General features: G+C 57.9%; 11 protein-coding genes. 10 read left to right on the top strand and 1 reads right to left on the bottom strand.

Translation table 11 applies throughout. The features are described from left to right. Positions 1–46: 46 nt before the first annotated feature. Entirely contained in the window at positions 47–2446 is a 2400-nt protein-coding gene (locus G3M63_RS02065) for a penicillin-binding protein 1A (RefSeq protein ID WP_163981743.1), read from the bottom strand. 186 nt (positions 2447–2632) lie between these two features. Here G3M63_RS02065 and G3M63_RS02060 point away from each other — a divergent pair, with 186 nt between their 5' ends. The 10 genes from G3M63_RS02060 to G3M63_RS02015 all read left to right on the top strand — a co-directional run bounded on the left by G3M63_RS02060 (position 2633) and on the right by G3M63_RS02015 (position 17282). Continuing rightward, on the top strand, positions 2633–3697 hold the full coding sequence (locus tag G3M63_RS02060) for a pilus assembly protein PilM (RefSeq protein ID WP_150300149.1): 1065 nt from the start codon (positions 2633–2635) through the stop codon (positions 3695–3697). Further along, a complete protein-coding gene (locus G3M63_RS02055) occupies positions 3697–4275 on the top strand; it encodes a PilN domain-containing protein (RefSeq protein ID WP_163981742.1) in 579 nt (192 codons plus the stop codon). Before G3M63_RS02060 ends, G3M63_RS02055 begins: the two co-directional genes overlap by 1 nt. Continuing rightward, positions 4272–4892 (top strand): type 4a pilus biogenesis protein PilO, encoded by a 621-nt coding sequence (locus tag G3M63_RS02050; protein WP_163981741.1) that lies wholly within the window; start codon positions 4272–4274, stop codon positions 4890–4892. Before G3M63_RS02055 ends, G3M63_RS02050 begins: the two co-directional genes overlap by 4 nt. Further along, entirely contained in the window at positions 4889–5422 is a 534-nt protein-coding gene (gene pilP, locus G3M63_RS02045; RefSeq protein WP_371923515.1) for a type 4a pilus biogenesis lipoprotein PilP, read from the top strand. The genes G3M63_RS02050 and pilP overlap by 4 nt, the downstream gene beginning before the upstream one ends. 57 nt (positions 5423–5479) lie before the next feature. Continuing rightward, positions 5480–7648, top strand: a complete 2169-nt coding sequence (gene pilQ, locus G3M63_RS02040; RefSeq protein WP_150300152.1) for a type IV pilus secretin PilQ — start codon at positions 5480–5482, stop codon at positions 7646–7648. Continuing rightward, complete coding sequence (gene aroK, locus G3M63_RS02035; protein WP_150300153.1) at positions 7648–8154, top strand: shikimate kinase AroK; 507 nt, start codon at positions 7648–7650, stop codon at positions 8152–8154. Before pilQ ends, aroK begins: the two co-directional genes overlap by 1 nt. A gap of 144 nt (positions 8155–8298) precedes the next feature. Further along, a complete protein-coding gene (gene aroB, locus G3M63_RS02030) occupies positions 8299–9390 on the top strand; it encodes a 3-dehydroquinate synthase (protein WP_163981740.1) in 1092 nt (363 codons plus the stop codon). Continuing rightward, positions 9387–10862 (top strand): AAA family ATPase, encoded by a 1476-nt coding sequence (locus tag G3M63_RS02025; protein ID WP_163981739.1) that lies wholly within the window; start codon positions 9387–9389, stop codon positions 10860–10862. The genes aroB and G3M63_RS02025 overlap by 4 nt, the downstream gene beginning before the upstream one ends. 461 nt (positions 10863–11323) lie before the next feature. Beyond that, positions 11324–15772 (top strand): glutamate synthase large subunit, encoded by a 4449-nt coding sequence (gene gltB, locus G3M63_RS02020; protein ID WP_163981738.1) that lies wholly within the window; start codon positions 11324–11326, stop codon positions 15770–15772. Positions 15773–15863: 91 nt separating this feature from the next. After that, on the top strand, positions 15864–17282 hold the full coding sequence (locus G3M63_RS02015) for an FAD-dependent oxidoreductase (protein ID WP_163981737.1): 1419 nt from the start codon (positions 15864–15866) through the stop codon (positions 17280–17282). Positions 17283–17368: the final 86 nt, after the last annotated feature.

Below are 17368 nucleotides of genomic sequence, written 5' to 3'. Positions count from 1 at the left end.
CCGTTTGCGCCTCGAATATGCTGACAGTGCTCCAGCTTATAGCGTGTCAGAACAGCTCAAGCGGCGTGACCGCGCCGTCGTCGCGGTAGCCGTTATCGTCTATTTCACTGAAAGAGGGCGGGGCGTCCTCTTCCTTGAATATCTCAAGAATGCTGTCATTACTGCCAGGCCGCGCGCTGCGGCCAGTGTTCGGATCGATGCGCATGGTGAGCAGGCCATCGGGCATGGGCTGGCTGTTCTCCGGTTTGTCATCCAGAGCAGTGTCCATGAACTTCATCCATATCGGCAATGCCGTCGTACCGCCATACTCGCGTCGTCCAAGCGGAGCTGGCTGGTCAAATCCAACCCAGACGGTGGCGACCAGGTCAGCGTTATAGCCCGAAAACCAGCCGTCCTTCTGATCGTTGGTGGTGCCTGTCTTGCCTGCCAGATCACTACGCTCCAGCGCCTTCGCCCTCACGGCAGTCCCGCGATTGATCACGTCCTTGAGCATGCTGGTCAGCTGATAGGTGGTGCGCGGGTCTATGACCTGTTCGGCCAGCAATACCTGTTTAGCCTCATCCGGTTCAGCGCTGCGCCGGTAACTGTCAATGGCGTCATGCCGTTGTGCAAGGCGCTGCGGCGTCATCGCCGGCTGGGCAATGTGAATAGTTTCTCGATTGCGATCCTGAATCTGCTCGATCAAGTAGGGTTTAACGGCATAGCCGCCGTTGGCTATAACGGTGTAACCCTGCGCTATTTGCAGCGGCGTAAGCTCCGGCGTTCCAAGGGAGGCAGAGAGGTTGCGCGGTAGCTCCTCACGGGCAAACCCGAACCGCTCCATGTAGGTCAGGGCATTGTCGACCCCGAGATCCTGCATCAGCCTGACAGATACCAGATTGCGAGAGCGGTACAGCGCTTCGCGAAGCCGAATCGGACCCAGAAAGTCGCCACCCGAGTTACGCGGCCGCCAATCGGTATCCATGTACTGATCGGCGAATACGATAGGTGCGTCGTTGACCATGCTGGCTGGTGTGTAACCGTGATCCAGTGCGGCACTATATAGAAACGGTTTGAAGCTGGATCCCGGTTGGCGGCGTGCCTGGGTAGCACGGTTGTATTTGCTCTGGGCGAAAGAAAACCCCCCGGTCAGTGCTTTGAGGCTGCCGTCCTGTGGGTCCAGCGCGACCAAGGCGCTTTGCGCTTGCGGAATCTGGGCCAGACGGTACTGGCCTTCTTTATCCGTGGTGCGAACGCGGATGATATCGCCGGCTGCGAGTACATCAGTCGGCTGTTCAGGCACCGGCCCCATGCTGTTGACGTTCAGATAAGGCCGGGCCCAGCGCATGTCGTCCCATTCGATGCGCCCTTGATCACCGTTGCGAAGCTGGATGCGGGCGTGCTCAGCGTTGACCTCTGTAACCAGCGCCGGCGCGAGGCCGCCAATTTCCCCGTGTTTAGCCAGCAAAGCAGGCCACTGTTGCGAATCAATACCGGAGTGGCGAGCTTCTGGTCCGCGATAGCCGTGACGCCTGTCGTATTCCTCGAGGCCATCGCGGAGCGCCCGGTGGGCGAGCTCCTGGAGTCGGCTGTCGATCGTGGTGTAAACATGGAACCCATCGGTGTAAGCAGCATTGCCGTAACGCTGAATCATCTCGAGCCGGGCCATTTCGGCAACGTATGGGGCCTCCAGCTCGGGATTGGCGCCGTGGTTTCGCGCGTTATTGGGTGTAGCGATTGCGTCCTGATAGGCGGCCTGGTCTATATAGCCGAGGCCCAGCATGCGCTGCAGGATCCAGTTGCGACGGGCGATCGCTCGCTCCGGGTCGGCGATGGGGTTGTAACGCGACGGTGCCTTGGGCAAGCCGGCAATCATCGCCATATCGGCCAGCGGGAGTTCGGCGATGGGTTTGCCATAATAGATGTGAGCGGCGGCTTCGATGCCGTAGGCACGGTTGCCCAGATAAATCTTGTTGACGTAGAGCTCGAAGATCTCTTCCTTGCTCAGGCTCCGCTCGATCTGCAACGCCAGGAAAATCTCGTTGAGTTTGCGCGAAAATACCCGCTCGCTGGAGAGGAAGTAGTTCTTCGCCACCTGCATGGTGATGGTGCTACCGCCTGTCTGAATTTCACCCGTGCGGGCCAGTTCTCCGGCGGCGCGCAACAGGCCTGCTGGGTCCACGCCATGATGATTGAGGAAGTTATCGTCCTCAGCGGCCAGCATGGCCAGTATAAAGTTCTGGGGAATCTGGTCGAAACTGATAGGGAATCGACGCATTTCTCCAAATTCAGCAATCAATTTGTGATCTGTGCTATATATCCGCAACGGCGTTTGCAATTGTACGTCACGAAGTGTTTCAACATCCGGCAAAGCGGGGCTAAGATAAAGTGCCATGCCGGTTATGCCCAGGAGAGGGGCAGTCACCAAGGCAAGCAAAGACCAGAAAACGATTTTTATGAAGCGCATAGGGATAGGAAGGTGTTCCCTGATTTATGAAAAGGTTAGCGGTTAGCTTGGTGAGATGCGGTTTAGCAGCGTGCATTATAAGCGTTTTGTTTTGAATTTAGCCATTTGCGCTTGTGTGTTCTCTGCTATTTAATGTAGGACAACATAAACCGCCCGTAAGTGGCGGATGCTGATAGGGAATTGGCTGTGCTAGGGCTCATAAAAAAGAAATCGAATACGCTTCTGGGTATCGATATCAGCTCCACGACCGTGAAGCTGCTAGAACTCAGTCGCTCCGGGAACCGCTATAAGGTCGAGGCCTACGCGGTCGAACCTCTCCCACCGAGCGCGGTGGTCGAGAAAAATATTGTCGAGCTCGAAGGCGTCGGGCAGGCCCTGGAAAAGGTCCTGGCGCGATCCCGTACCTCGGTAAAACAGGCCGCAGTCGCCGTAGCAGGTTCGGCGGTGATCACCAAGATCATCGAGATGGATGCCGGTTTCGATGACGATGAGCTTGAAGAACAGATCAAGCTTGAAGCTGACCAATATATCCCATATCCCCTTGACGAAGTTGCGATCGATTTCGAAGTCCAGGGAGTTTCCCCGCGAAATCCTGAGCGAGTCGAAGTGTTGCTGGCAGCCTGCCGCCGAGAAAATGTCGACATACGTGAAGCGGCTCTCGCATTGGCTGGCATCGATGTCAAAGTAGTCGAAGTCGAAGCCTACGCTATGGAACGCGCCTGTAGCCTGGTTACCGACCAGCTGGATAGCGGTCAGCATGATCTCACCATTGCCGTCGTGGATATCGGCGCAACGATGATGACGCTTAGCGTGCTGAGCCAGGGTCGCACGATTTATACCCGAGAACAGCTGTTCGGCGGCAAGCAATTGACCGAAGAGATCCAGCGTCGTTACGGCCTCTCGCAGGAAGAGGCCGGGTTGGCCAAGAAGCAGGGCGGCCTGCCAGACGATTACGAAACCGAGGTGCTGGGTCCTTTCAAGGATGCCGTGGTCCAGCAGGTGTCGCGCTCGCTACAGTTCTTTTTCGCGGGCAATCAGTACAACGACGTCGACTACATCCTCCTTGCGGGGGGCACCGCATCGATTCCGGGCCTGGATCAGCTGATCCAGCAAAAGCTCGGAACCACGACGCTGGTGGCCAATCCCTTCGCAAACATGACCCTTTCCAACAAGGTAAATGCGGTTGCGCTCAGTAATGACGCGCCAGCATTGATGATTGCCTGTGGTCTTGCAATGAGGAGTTTCGACTAATGGCGCGCATTAACTTATTACCCTGGCGCGAGCAGCTCAGGGAAGAGCGCAAGAAGGAATTTCTGACCATTCTGGCGCTGATTCTGGTCTTTACTGGCGCGCTGGTGTTTCTTGTCGACCGCAATCTGAACGGCAAGATTAATCATCAGAACGCCCGTAACGAGTTCATCTCCAAGGAAATCCGGGTGCTCGAGACCCGTATCAAGGAGATCGAAGAGTTGCAGTCCCGCCGCACCCAGCTGCTTGATCGGATGAAAATCATCCAAGATCTGCAGGGCAATCGCCCGATCATAGTTCGCGTGTTCGACGAAATGGCGCGTACCTTGCCTGACGGCGTGTATTTCACATCGGTCGACATGAAAGAGTCGACTATCAATATCAAGGGCGGTGCCGAATCCAATAGCCGGGTTTCCAATCTGATGCGCCAGATGGACGCTTCAGAGTGGTTGACTTCGCCAAACCTGACAGCCGTGCGTGCGGTGACCCAGGGGGCTCTGGATCAGGCCAACGTCTTTGAACTGTCAGTGCGTCAGACGGAACCGCAGACGCGTGCCGCTGAGGGAGAACAGCAGCCATGACTTTCGCTCAATCCATGGAAAGTTTGAAAAAGATCGACGTCAACGATCTTGATTTCAACAATATAGGAGCCTGGCCGGGCGCGCTGAAGGTGATCGTCGCGGTATTGGTGTTCGTGATCCTGGCGTTCCTTGGCTACCATTTTCACCTCAAGGATCTGCAGGCCAGCCTGCAGCGCAGCCAGGCGCAGGAAGTAGCGCTGCGCAAGGATTTTGCCGACAAGTCGTTTCGAGCGGCGAACCTGGATGCCTATAAAGAGCAGTTGGCAGAAATCGAGGAGCGTTTCGGTACGCTGCTCAAGCAGTTGCCGAGTGACACCGAAGTCCCCGGGTTGCTTGAAGATATTACTCAGATGGGCCTCAACAGCGGGCTGGAGTTCGAGTCGATTACCTTGCAACCTGAAGCCGCCAAGCAGTTCTATGCCGAGTTGCCAATCAGCATCCAGGTGCAGGGCAACTACCACGATATCGGCACCTTCGTCAGTAGCGTGGCCGGGCTGCCACGTATCGTAACGCTGCACGATTTCACTATTGCGCCCGTAAGCGAGGGTAACCCGGATCTGCTCAAGATGAGCATTCTGGCCAAGACCTATCGCTACAACGAAGCAGGAGCGCAATGATGAGCATGCACAAGCGTTTGGCCGGGCTTGCCATTGCTGCGTCCGCCGTATTGACGGGCTGTGGCGGCGATGACTTCAATGATTTGCAGGTCTTCATGGAAGAAACCAGGGCGCGTCCGGCCGGCACTATTGAGCCGCTGCCGCGTTTCAGCCCTTACGAAGCGTTCGTCTACAGCGCGACCTCGTTGCGCAGCCCCTTTCAGCCGCCTATCCGTATCGACCTGACCCAGCGTCAGCGTGGTTCTCAGGACATCAAGCCGGACGAAGACAGAACCCGGCAATTCCTTGAGGGCTTCAATATCGAAGGGTTCGAAATGGTCGGCACACTCAGTAATCAGGGAGGCATGCAGGCGCTTATACAAGGCGCTGGTAGCGTGCACCGGGTGAAGATTGGCGACTACTTGGGCCGTAATCACGGCCGTATCGTCAGCATCGAGGAAGGTCGTCTCGATGTGGTCGAGATAGTGCCTGACGGCGAAGGGGGATGGTTGGAGCGTCCGCGTACCCTCAGCTTGCCTGAGCGCGGTTAGGACAACCAGGGAGAGATAATCATGAACTGCAAACAGTCACGCGTGGAACGCAACCAAATGCCTCTAACCAGGAAGTTATCGCTTGCAGCAGCCCTGGCGCTGTTGAATCCTCTGGCCATCGCGGCCGACCTTCAGAATATGGACGTGGCCTCGCTGCCGGGTGAACGGGTCGAGCTCAAGCTCAGCTTTGACGAACCCGTTGCCGCACCGAAGGGCTACACCATTGAGCAACCTGCACGTATCGCTCTGGATTTGCCTGGCGTCAAGAACAAGCTGGGCGAGCGCAGCCGCGACCTCGGCCTCGGGAACGCACGTAGTGTGACCGTGGTAGAGGCCGGTGACCGGACTCGCCTGATCATCAATCTTACCGATCTTGCGCCTTACGCCACGCGGGTCGAAGGCAACAATCTGTACGTCATGGTCGGCGCCGATCAGGCTCCGGGTTATAACGCTCCCGACAGAGCCGCTGCACCCAGCGCACCGACAACCGCGAGTTGGCGTGCTGCCGACGAGCCGGCCGTGGCAGCAAATTCGCCAGCAGCTGCTTCGGGCAAAGCCATTCGCGGCCTGGATTTTCAGCGTGGAGAGCAGGGAGAGGGTAACGTCATCGTAGACCTGTCCGACCCGTCTGTACGAGTCGACGTGCAGGAGCAGGGCGGTCGTGTGCGGCTGACTTTCCCTGGCACTCGCCTGCCTGATGAACTGCGCGTACGGCTGGACGTCAAGGACTTCGCAACCCCGGTCAATTTCGTCAACGCCAGCACCAGCGGTAACGACACAACCATCAATATCGAACCAAACGGTTTTTACGAGCATCTGGTATATCAGACCGATAATCGTCTGATTGTCAGCTTCAAGCCGTTGAGCAAAACTGAGGTCGAGCAACGCCGTGCTGCCGACTTTGCCTATACAGGTGAAAAACTGTCGCTTAACTTCCAGGACATCGAAGTGCGTTCGGTGCTGCAGTTGATTGCAGACTTCACTGACATGAACCTGGTCGCCAGTGATACCGTCTCGGGCAGCATCACTTTACGTTTGCAGAATGTGCCCTGGGATCAGGCGCTGGATCTGGTGCTGAAAACCAAGGGGCTCGACAAGCGCAAGGTGGGTAATGTCCTGCTGGTTGCCCCGGCCGACGAAATCGCCGCCCGCGAACGTCAGGAGCTGGAATCCCAGCGGCAGATTGCCGAGCTGGCTCCGCTGCGTCGTGAGCTGATCCAGGTGAACTACGCCAACGCAGCTGATATCGCCAGCCTGTTCGCGTCGGTAACCGCAGGCGAGGGCGAGCAGCGTGGCTCCATCACCGTAGATGACCGCACCAACAGCATCATTGCTCTGGAAACCCAGGACAAGCTCGACGAGCTGCGCCGCATTGTTACTCAGCTGGATATTCCGGTTCGCCAGGTCATGATCGAGGCGCGCATCGTTGAAGCTAACGTTGGCTTCGACAAGGCACTGGGTGTGCGCTGGGGTGGCAACCTGCGAATGGGTGATCGTTTCGATCTGTTCGGCAAGGACGGTCAGACCGGCGTAGTGGAAGATCCCAACGCGCGTGGCTTGCCTGGTGATGACGATTATATCCCGTCGCGGAATACCGGCGGCTTCATCGGTATTCCGGAACGTCCGTTCAACACGCCCTTTGTGGATATGGGTGTGCTGGGTGCGACATCAGGCGTCGGCATCGGCTTTATCACCAACAACGCCGTGCTCGATTTGCAGCTGTCGGCGATGGAAAGCACCGGTAATGGCGAGATTATTTCCCAGCCCAAAGTGGTCACCTCTGATAAGGAAACCGCAAAGATCCTGAAGGGTTCCGAGATCCCGTATCAGGAAGCGAGTTCCAGTGGGGCCACCACTACCGCCTTTGCTGAAGCTGTGCTGTCTCTGGAAGTAACCCCGCAGATCACCCCGGACAACCAGGTGATTATGGAAGTGATCGTTACCAAGGACGAGCCGGACTTCACCAACGAAGTGAACGGGGTGCCGACTATTCGCAAGAATGAAGTGAACGCGAAGATCCTGGTGGCCGATGGCGAAACCATTGTCATCGGTGGGGTATTCTCCAGCGAAACCTCCAAGGGACAACAGAAGGTTCCGTTCCTGGGCGACCTGCCGATTTTGGGCCGGGCGTTCCGTCGTGATATAACGTCGGAAAGCAAGACCGAGCTGCTGGTATTCCTCACGCCACGCATCATCAATAGTGGAGCTATTTCCCTTGCCAAGTAATGCGTAACGTCTTTCTGATAGGCCCGATGGGTGCTGGTAAAAGCACCATCGGGCGTCTGCTCGCCAAGGAAATCGGGTACCCCTTCAAGGATTCAGACCGGGAGATAGAAGCGCGTACTGGCGCCGATATCCCCTGGATTTTTGACGTTGAGGGGGAGGATGGCTTTCGCGAGCGTGAGCAGGCGATGATTGCCGAGCTGGTCAAGGAAGATGGGATCGTTCTGGCGACGGGCGGCGGTGTGGTTATGCGCGAAGCCAACCGTCAGGCGCTCGGCGCCCACGGTCTGGTGGTCTATCTGCGAACCAGTGTCGAACAACAGCTGCAGCGCACTGCGAAGGATCGGCAGCGTCCGCTGTTACGGACTCCCGATCCGGAAAAAGTCCTGCGCGAGCTGATGGCCAGGCGTGACCCGCTCTATAGCGAGATCGCTGATCTGACTATCGATACGGACCAGCGCGGGCCGAAGATTGTGGTCAATACGATTCTGACCGCACTCAAGGCCTAAACTGCAACTGCGTTGAGCAAGACGACCGAGCAGCCCGGGATCCCGGGCTGTCTGCCATTCGATTCGAAATAAAAAACCAGCAATACCGGCCTGCGCGCCCCGTGCGTCTGAGGTATGCTTGCGTGGACTTAAGGGAGAGGCTTCATGCAGCAATTGACCGTTGAACTGGCTGACCGCAGCTATCCAATCTACATCGGCAGCGGGTTGCTGGATCAGCCCGGTTTGCTGGGTTCGCATCTTTCGGGCAAGCAAGTATGCGTCGTCACTGACGATACCGTCGCGCCGCTTTATCTTGCCCGGTTTTTGGGCTCGCTTGCGGGATATCAGGTCGAACAGGTTGTTCTGCCAACTGGCGAAGCCTTCAAGAACTGGAGCACCCTGCAGCAGATTTTTGATGGTTTGCTTGCCGCCAGGCATGACAGGGGTACTACACTTATTGCGCTGGGTGGCGGGGTGATCGGCGACATGACCGGCTTCGCCGCTGCCTGTTACCAGCGCGGGGTGAACTTCGTTCAGATCCCAACGACGCTTTTGTCTCAGGTTGACTCATCCGTGGGTGGCAAGACAGGCATCAATCATCCCGCTGGCAAGAACATGATTGGGGCGTTTTATCAGCCTCAGGCAGTCATTATCGATACTGACAGCCTGCATACCCTGCCTGAACGTGAAATCAGTGCCGGTCTGGCCGAGATCATCAAGTACGGTTTGATCAGGGATCGGGCTTTCCTCGACTGGCTCGAAGCCAATATGTCAGCTTTGCGTGCACTCGAGCCATCGGCGATTACCGAAGCCATCGCGCGGTCCTGCGCAATCAAGGCAGACGTTGTGGCGGTTGACGAGCGAGAGGGCGGGCTGCGCGCCATCCTCAATCTGGGGCATACATTCGGTCATGCGATTGAGGCGCATCAGGGCTACGGACGCTGGTTGCACGGCGAGGCGGTGGGCGCCGGCATGGTTATGGCGCTGGAGCTATCCAGGCGCTCAGGCTGGTTGTGTCAGAGCGATTATGATCACGCGGTCAAGATCATTCGCTCGGCGGGGCTTCCGGTTGCGCCGCCCGACAACATGACCGCAGACGACTTCATGCGCTTGATGGCAGTGGACAAGAAAGTGGTCGGCGGGCAGCTGCGGCTTGTGCTGCTGCGTCAGCTGGGGGAAGCGGTTGTCACTGCCGATTTTGACGTGGCCGCGTTGCAAGCCACCCTGCATTCAGAGTATCCATCAGAGCCCTTATGAACGCCGAACATAAACCTGACTATGCTGCTGTCGAGGCCGACCTGCTGGCGCACTATGAGCTGACTCACGACCCGTTTCTGCCGCGCACGCCCGGATTCCGCTTTTTCACTGCGCGGCGCAAGAGTGTCCTCGCCGAACTGCACCATCTGGCGCGGTTCGCCCAGCAGTTACTGGTTGTTACCGGCCCGCGGAGCAGTGGCAAGACATTGCTCCGACAGGTTCTGGTGGCCAGCAGCAAAAAGGACCATGTGCAATGCGTGGTTGCCTCGGCCAGGGAATTGGCGTCTGCCGATGCACTGCTAGGCTTCCTGGCGCAGGCAATCAATTCACCCGTCAGAACTGAAGCTGGCTTGCTTGATAAGGCCGCTGAACTTTTCCAGACGGGTATCCAGCTGTATATCGTTATCGACGATGCACATCTTTTGGACCCGCAGGCGTTGCAAAGCCTCGCTGACCTCAGTCAGATCGACTTGCGGGGCGCTCCAAAGGTTTTTCTGTTCGCTGAGCCCTCTATCGAGACAGCGCTGCGTACGGTGCAAATGTCCGACGGACAGGCATGGTTGCATACTATTGAATTACAGCCGTTTCGACCTGATGAGACGCGCGACTATCTGGCGCAGCGACTTGAAGCGGCAGGACAAGGTCTTGAACTACTCAGTGATGAGCAGCTCGGCTGGATACATCAGCAAAGCGAGGGCTGGCCAGGGCGAATCAATATGGTAGCCAGAGAAGCGATGCTGGCGGCAATCGAGCCCCCAGCGCTGCGACCGCAACGCGGTTCTGCGTTTCCGCTTCGCTCGTTGATCGCATTGATACTGGTATCCGTCGCCGTGGTTGTCGTGTGGACCATGGACGACAGCGAGCCTGAACCCGAGCGCACCGTGTTGGAGCTACCCAGGCCGGTCGCTACGACCGATGTGCTGGATGCAGAGGCAGCTGACGGCGGCCAGTCGTTCAATGTCGCGCCACCACCTTCTCGATCGGAAGCGCCGTCTGGAGATAGGATACCCGAGCTGCTGCCCTCCGAAGCCCAACCTGTCGTCGAGATAGAGCCTTTTTCGGTGGAGCAGACTGCGCCCTCCGTACCGTCGGCGGATGCCGGTTCTGCCCCGGATGGGTCAACTGACGAACAGTCAGCAAGCGCTCGAACCGAAAGAGCTCAGGCCGGGAAGCCCGAGCCTGCCGGGAATGCTGGCTGGTATCGCCAGCAACCGGCTGGCAATTTTGCGTTGCAATTGCTGGGTACGCGTTCGGAGCAGGCCGCAGCCGATTTCGTCACTCGTCACAGCGCGTTGTCCGAATTGCATTATTTCGAGACGGTACATGAGGGCAAGCCGTGGTTTGTCGTAACGCAAGGCGCATACGGTGGACGAGAACAGGCCCAGCGGGCGATCGCCGGGCTGCCCGACGCTGTACGCACGCTCAAACCCTGGCCACGTAGTATGGCCGGGATTCAACAGTCCTTGCCATAGGAGGCTGTTACAGCATCGCGCCGGGCTTTATTCCTCGCGAATAAGCCGCCGCTGATCAGAAGGCAGTACCCGCTTTAAGTGTGGTGCTGCATTTTGCTGTCCGATCGCACTCCCTTGTCACGGGTGATATTGTTCAGCGGGTGCTGAACCGCTGCTATGGGCCGGTGCTCTTCATCGAATGGCACTAACCGTAAGGGCTGCAGAGGTTTTGTCGCCTGACCTTCAGGTTGTCCGGATGCTCCCGCAGGGTTTCATCGCCGCTGGGTGCTGAGTTGCGAACTCCCGCGTTTTAAAAGTCTTCTCTTATTACGACATTTCTGGTCGCTTTTGCGGCACTGAATTATTGTCCCCATAGCAGGTGGTGTGTACAATCACCTTCCCATTTTGAGTGGCGCAGCCCGGCCCGCTACTGTCCGGTTTCACTAAGCGTCTGAATACATTACATTTTTGAGAGTGTGCCTATGAAAGCCGGTCTATATCAGCCAGACCAGTTCAAGGATAACTGTGGCTTCGGTTTGATTGCCCATATGGAAGGGCAGCCCAGTCATCACTTGCTGAAAACGGCCATTGAGGCCCTGACCTGCATGACCCACCGTGGCGGTATCAATGCCGACGGCAAGACTGGTGACGGTTGTGGTTTGCTCATTCAGAAACCAGACGGATTTCTGCGTGCTGTCGCCCAGGATGCGCTTGGCGTCACGCTGCCCGAGCAATACGCCGTGGGTATGGTATTCATGGGCGCCACGCAGTCAGCGACCGAGGCAGCCAAGCAAGCCTTCGCCGACGCGTTCAACGATCAGGGCTTGCAAGCGCTGGGCTGGCGCGAAGTGCCGGTTGATCCAAGCGTACTCGGCTCGCTGGCGCAGAGCTGCATGCCGCGAATCGAGCAGGTCTTCGTCTCGGGCGAAGGGCTCGACGAGCAGCAATTCGGCACCCGTCTGTTCTATGCGCGGCGCAAGGCTGAGATCGCCATGCAGGCAGATGACGAGTTTTATGTCTGCAGCCTGTCGCACAAGGTAATTTCCTACAAAGGCCTGATGATGCCGGCCGATCTCGACAAGTTCTATCCGGAGCTGAGTGACAGCCGGATGGAAACCGCGATCAGCGTGTTCCACCAGCGTTTTTCTACCAACACCCTGCCGAAATGGCCGCTGGCCCAGCCGTTCCGGTTGATTGCACACAATGGCGAGATCAACACTATCACCGCCAACCGCAACTGGGCCCAGGCTCGACGCAACAAGTTCGCCAATGAGATGTTGCCGGATCTGGACAGCCTGGCGCCGATTGTCAACGTGAAAGGCTCGGACTCCTCCAGCATGGATAACATGTTGGAGCTGCTGATCACCGGTGGCATGGACCTGTTCCGCGCCATCCGCATGGTGGTTCCGCCAGCATGGCAGAACGTCGAAACCATGGATGCCGACCTGCGGGCTTTCTATGAATTCAATTCCATGCACATGGAAGCCTGGGACGGCCCGGCCGGTATCGTTTTGACTGAAGGTCGTTACGCGGTGTGTCTGCTGGACCGTAATGGTCTGCGTCCGGCGCGCTATGTCGTCACGCGTAATGGTTACATCACACTCGCCTCGGAAATTGGCGTTTGGGATTATCAGCCGGAAGATGTGATCAGCAAAGGGCGTGTTGGACCCGGTCAGATTCTCGCCGTCGACACTCAAACCGGCGAAGTACTGCATACCGACGACGTCGAAGATCGACTCAAATCACGGCACCCTTACCGCAAATGGCTGAAAGAGAAGGCGGTGCGGATTCAGGCGACCATGGACGACCGCGATCACGGTTCTGAATTCCTCGAGCCGGAGCAGCTCAAGCAGTACATGAAAATGTTCCAGGTGACCTTCGAAGAGCGAGATCAGGTGCTGCGTCCGTTGGCCGAGAACGGCCAGGAGGCAGTGGGCTCGATGGGCGATGACACGCCCATGGCGGTGCTTTCGAGCCGTGTACGCCCGGTCTACGATTATTTCCGCCAGCAATTTGCCCAGGTGACCAATCCGGCAATCGACCCGTTGCGCGAGTCGGTAGTCATGTCGCTGGAGACCTGTCTAGGCGCGGAACGCAACGCATTCGAAGAAACCGCCGATCACGCCGATCGTGTGATCCTCAGTACGCCGGTGATGTCCCCTGCCAAATGGCGGACCCTGATGACCATGGACCGCCCGGGCTTCGATCGGATCACCATCAATCTAAACGTACCTGCCGACTTGCCGCTGGGCGAAGCGGTCAAGCGCATTGTGCTGGACGCTGAAGCGGCGGTACGTGAAGGCAAGACGCTGTTGATTCTGAGCGACCGCGATATCAGCCAGGGTATGCTGCCGGTACATGCGTCATTGGCAGTCGGCGCCGTGCATCATCATCTGATTGCCCAGGGGCTGCGTTGCGATTGCAACATCCTGGTGGAAACCGCTACCGTTCGCGACCCACACCATTACGCAGTACTGGTTGGCTTCGGCGCGAGCGCGATCTATCCCTACCTGGCCTATGAAGTGCTCGGGGACCTGATCCGCACCGGCGAAGTGATCGGTGATCTGTACGAGCTGTTCAAGAATTACCGCAAAGGCATTTCAAAAGGCTTGATGAAGATCCTGTCGAAGATGGGTATCTCCACCGTGGCCTCCTATCGCGGTGCGCAGCTATTCGAGGCGGTGGGCCTGGCTGACGAAGTTGTCGATCTGTGCTTCAAGGGCGTAGCCAGCCGTATTCAGGGCGCACGCTTTGAAGACATTCAGCTGGAGCAGTCCTTGCTGGCCAAGGAAGCCTGGAATCCGCGCAAGGCAATCCAGCAGGGCGGATTGCTCAAATTCGTATTTGGCGGTGAGTATCACGCCTATAATCCTGATGTCGTGCGGGCACTGCAGGACGCGGTTCAGGGCGACAGTTATGACAAATATCTGGAATACGCCGCATTGGTTAACGAGCGTCCGGTAGCGGCATTGCGTGACTTGCTGAAGCTGCGGGAGGATCAGACGCCGATCCCGCTGGATCAGGTCGAGCCGCTGGAGAGCCTCTTCAAGCGCTTCGATTCGGCGGGTATCTCCCTGGGCGCACTGTCGCCCGAGGCGCATGAAGCTATCGCCGAGGCGATGAACCGGCTCGGTGCGCGTTCCAACTCCGGTGAGGGCGGCGAAGACCCGGCCCGCTATGGCACCGAGCGCAGCTCCAAGATCAAGCAGATCGCCTCGGGACGTTTCGGCGTAACGGCTGAATATCTGGTCAATGCTGACGTACTGCAGATCAAGGTTGCCCAGGGCGCCAAGCCCGGTGAGGGTGGCCAGCTGCCAGGCGGCAAGGTCAACGAATTGATCGCTCGTCTGCGTTACGCGGTACCGGGCGTGACCCTGATTTCGCCACCGCCGCACCACGATATCTATTCAATCGAGGATCTGGCCCAGCTGATTTTTGACCTCAAGCAGGTCAATCCGGCTGCGCTGGTATCGGTCAAACTGGTATCAGAGCCAGGCGTGGGGACCATCGCCGCTGGTGTGGCCAAGGCCTACGCCGATCTGATCACCATCTCCGGTTATGACGGCGGCACCGGCGCCTCGCCGCTGACTTCGATCCGTTATGCGGGCTCGCCCTGGGAGCTGGGTTTGTCGGAAGCGCACCAGACGCTGCGCGGCAACGACCTGCGCGGCAAGGTGCGGGTGCAGACAGATGGCGGTCTGAAGACCGGTCTGGATGTGATCAAGGCGGCCATCCTTGGTGCTGAAAGCTTCGGCTTCGGTACTGGTCCGATGATTGCGCTGGGTTGCAAGTACCTGCGGATCTGTCACCTGAACAACTGCGCGACCGGTATTGCCACACAGAACCGTCACCTGCGTGACAACCATTACATCGGTACCGTGGAAATGGTGATGAATTACTTCACCTACGTGGCGACCGAGACCCGTGAATGGTTGGCCAAGCTGGGCGTAAGTTCGTTGCAGGAATTGATCGGACGCACCGATCTGCTGGAAATCCTGCCGGGCACAACCGGTAAGCAGCAGAATCTGGACCTGAAACCGCTGCTGTTCAGCGAGCACGTTCCAGCGGACAAGCCGCAGTATTGCGAGTCGCCGCGTAACGTGCCATTCGATAAAGGTCTGACCGCCGAGAAAATGGTCGAGCTGGCCCGTACGGCGATTGACGGTGCTAGTGGCGGCGAGTTCGAGATGACGTTAACCAACTGCGATCGCTCGATCGGCGCCCGGGTATCCGGTGAGATTGCCAAGATGCACGGCAACCAGGGCATGGCAAGCTCGCCGGTGGTGTTCCGTTTCAAAGGCACTGCTGGACAGAGCTTCGGCGTGTGGAATGCCGGCGGTTTGCATATGTATCTGCAGGGCGACGCGAACGATTATGTCGGTAAGGGTATGACCGGGGGCAAGCTGGTGATAGTGCCGCCTGCGGGCAGTCCGTTCCGCTCCGAGCAGACGTCGATCATCGGTAATACCTGCCTCTACGGCGCGACCGGCGGCAAGCTGTTTGCTGCGGGTGTGGCCGGTGAGCGTTTCGCTGTCCGCAACTCGGGCAGCCATGCGGTTATCGAAGGCGCTGGCGATCACTGCTGCGAATATATGACAGGTGGCATGGTTTGTGTGTTGGGTCAGACGGGTTACAACTTCGGGGCAGGCATGACCGGTGGTCTGGCCTATGTGCTGGACATGGACAACAGCTTCTTCGACAGACTGAACCACGAACTGGTCGAACTACGCCGTGTCACCAGCGAGTCGATGGAGGCGTATCGCAGCCATCTGACCCAAGTGCTGACGGAATACGTAAGCGAGACCGGCAGTGCCTGGGGCGCGGAAGTGCTGGATGACCTGGATAACTACATCCGGCGCTTCTGGCTGGTCAAGCCGAAGGCTGCGAACTTGCGCGCCCTGCTGACGACTACTGTAGCTAACCCCCAGTAACTGTCAGTAACCCAACTGCCCCGGCGAATGCGCTCGCGATTCAGCGCATTCGTTACAGAGATTTCAGCAGCGCAGCTGCGAGGTAATTTATATGGCTGACCGTTTGAATAACGATTTTCAATTTATAGATGTAGGCCGCAAGGATCCCAAGAAGCGGCCGTTGCGTGCGCGCAAGACGCAGTTCGTGGAGATCAACGAGCAGTTCAAGCCGGAGGAGGCGTCCGACCAGTCGCACCGCTGTCTGGAGTGCGGGAACCCCTATTGCGAATGGAAGTGCCCGGTCCATAACTACATTCCCAACTGGCTGAAGCTGGTATCTGAAGGCAACATTCTTGAAGCAGCGGAGATGGTGCACAAGACCAACACGCTTCCGGAAGTGTGCGGTCGGGTCTGCCCTCAGGACCGTCTTTGTGAAGGGGCATGCACCCTCAATGACGGCTTTGGCGCGGTGACTATCGGTTCGGTGGAGAAATATATCGCCGATACCGCCTTCGCCATGGGCTGGCGTCCGGATATGTCGCAGGTTGTGCCCACTGGCAAGCGGGTTGCGATCATTGGTGCAGGCCCGGCGGGATTGGGCTGTGCCGATGTGCTGGCACGCGCCGGCGTGGCACCAGTGGTGTTTGATCGCAACCCGGAGATCGGCGGCCTGCTGACCTTTGGTATCCCTGAATTCAAGCTGGAGAAGACGGTCCTGTCCCGTCGCCGCGAGGTGTTCGGTGGCATGGGTATCGAGTTCCGGCTGAATACCGAAATTGGCAAGGACGTAGCCATGCAGGACTTGCTGGCCGAATACGATGCCGTGTTCATGGGGATGGGTACCTATACCTATATGAAGGGCGGTTTCCCGGGCGAGGATCTGCCTGGCGTTTATGACGCGCTGGACTTTCTGGTGGCGAACGTCAATCGCAACCTGGGCTTCGAGAAATCCGCCGAGGACTTCATCGACATGAAGGGGAAGAAAGTCGTGGTCCTCGGTGGTGGTGATACCGCTATGGACTGCAACCGTACCTCTATCCGCCAGGGCGCCAAGTCGGTGCATTGTGCGTATCGCCGTGATGAAGAGAATATGCCCGGCTCACGCAAGGAAGTGAAAAACGCTAGAGATGAAGGGGTGAAATTCCTGTTCAATCGCCAGCCGATCGCCATCGTTGGGGAAGACCGCGTCGAGGGCGTCAAAGTGGTTGAAACGCGTCTTGGCGAGCCAGATGCCCGTGGACGTCGGAGCCCTGAACCAATTCCGGGCTCCGAGGAAGTACTGCACGCCGACGCCGTGGTGATCGCTTTCGGATTCCGCCCAAGCCCGGCGTCCTGGTTCAGCGATTTCGAAATCGAAACTGACGGCCAGGGTCGGGTCAATGCGCCGGAAATGGCACGCTACAAGTTCCAGACCAGTAACCCCAAGGTGTTCGCCGGGGGGGATATGGTGCGCGGTTCTGATTTGGTAGTAACGGCCGTATGGGAAGGGCGTCAGGCGGCTGAAGGTATTCTCGAATATCTGGATTTGTAAGCACATGGAATGGCGCCTGCGGGCGCCTTTCTGCTTCCTGCACTGAGCTTTCCCCGGGTGGGATAGCCGCGCTCTGATCTTCCTCG

The organism is Pseudomonas sp. OIL-1 (assembly GCF_010669185.1).
GTDB classification, from domain to species: domain Bacteria; phylum Pseudomonadota; class Gammaproteobacteria; order Pseudomonadales; family Pseudomonadaceae; genus Halopseudomonas; species Halopseudomonas profundi.
The sequence above is the reverse complement of the archived record's forward strand: the minus strand, read 5'-3'. Positions and strand labels throughout refer to the sequence as shown.

Excerpts from the sequence above, each read along its gene's own strand:
- G3M63_RS02065 (WP_163981743.1), bottom strand. The coding sequence starts at position 2,446 with ATGCGCTTCATAAAAATCGTTTTCTGGTCTTTGCTTGCCTTGGTGACT.
- G3M63_RS02055 (WP_163981742.1), top strand. The coding sequence starts at position 3,697 with ATGGCGCGCATTAACTTATTACCCTGGCGCGAGCAGCTCAGGGAAGAG.
- G3M63_RS02050 (WP_163981741.1), top strand. The coding sequence starts at position 4,272 with ATGACTTTCGCTCAATCCATGGAAAGTTTGAAAAAGATCGACGTCAAC.
- pilP (WP_371923515.1), top strand. The coding sequence starts at position 4,889 with ATGATGAGCATGCACAAGCGTTTGGCCGGGCTTGCCATTGCTGCGTCC.
- pilQ (WP_150300152.1), top strand. The coding sequence starts at position 5,480 with ATGCCTCTAACCAGGAAGTTATCGCTTGCAGCAGCCCTGGCGCTGTTG.
- aroK (WP_150300153.1), top strand. The coding sequence starts at position 7,648 with ATGCGTAACGTCTTTCTGATAGGCCCGATGGGTGCTGGTAAAAGCACC.
- aroB (WP_163981740.1), top strand. The coding sequence starts at position 8,299 with ATGCAGCAATTGACCGTTGAACTGGCTGACCGCAGCTATCCAATCTAC.
- G3M63_RS02025 (WP_163981739.1), top strand. The coding sequence starts at position 9,387 with ATGAACGCCGAACATAAACCTGACTATGCTGCTGTCGAGGCCGACCTG.
- gltB (WP_163981738.1), top strand. The coding sequence starts at position 11,324 with ATGAAAGCCGGTCTATATCAGCCAGACCAGTTCAAGGATAACTGTGGC.
- G3M63_RS02015 (WP_163981737.1), top strand. The coding sequence starts at position 15,864 with ATGGCTGACCGTTTGAATAACGATTTTCAATTTATAGATGTAGGCCGC.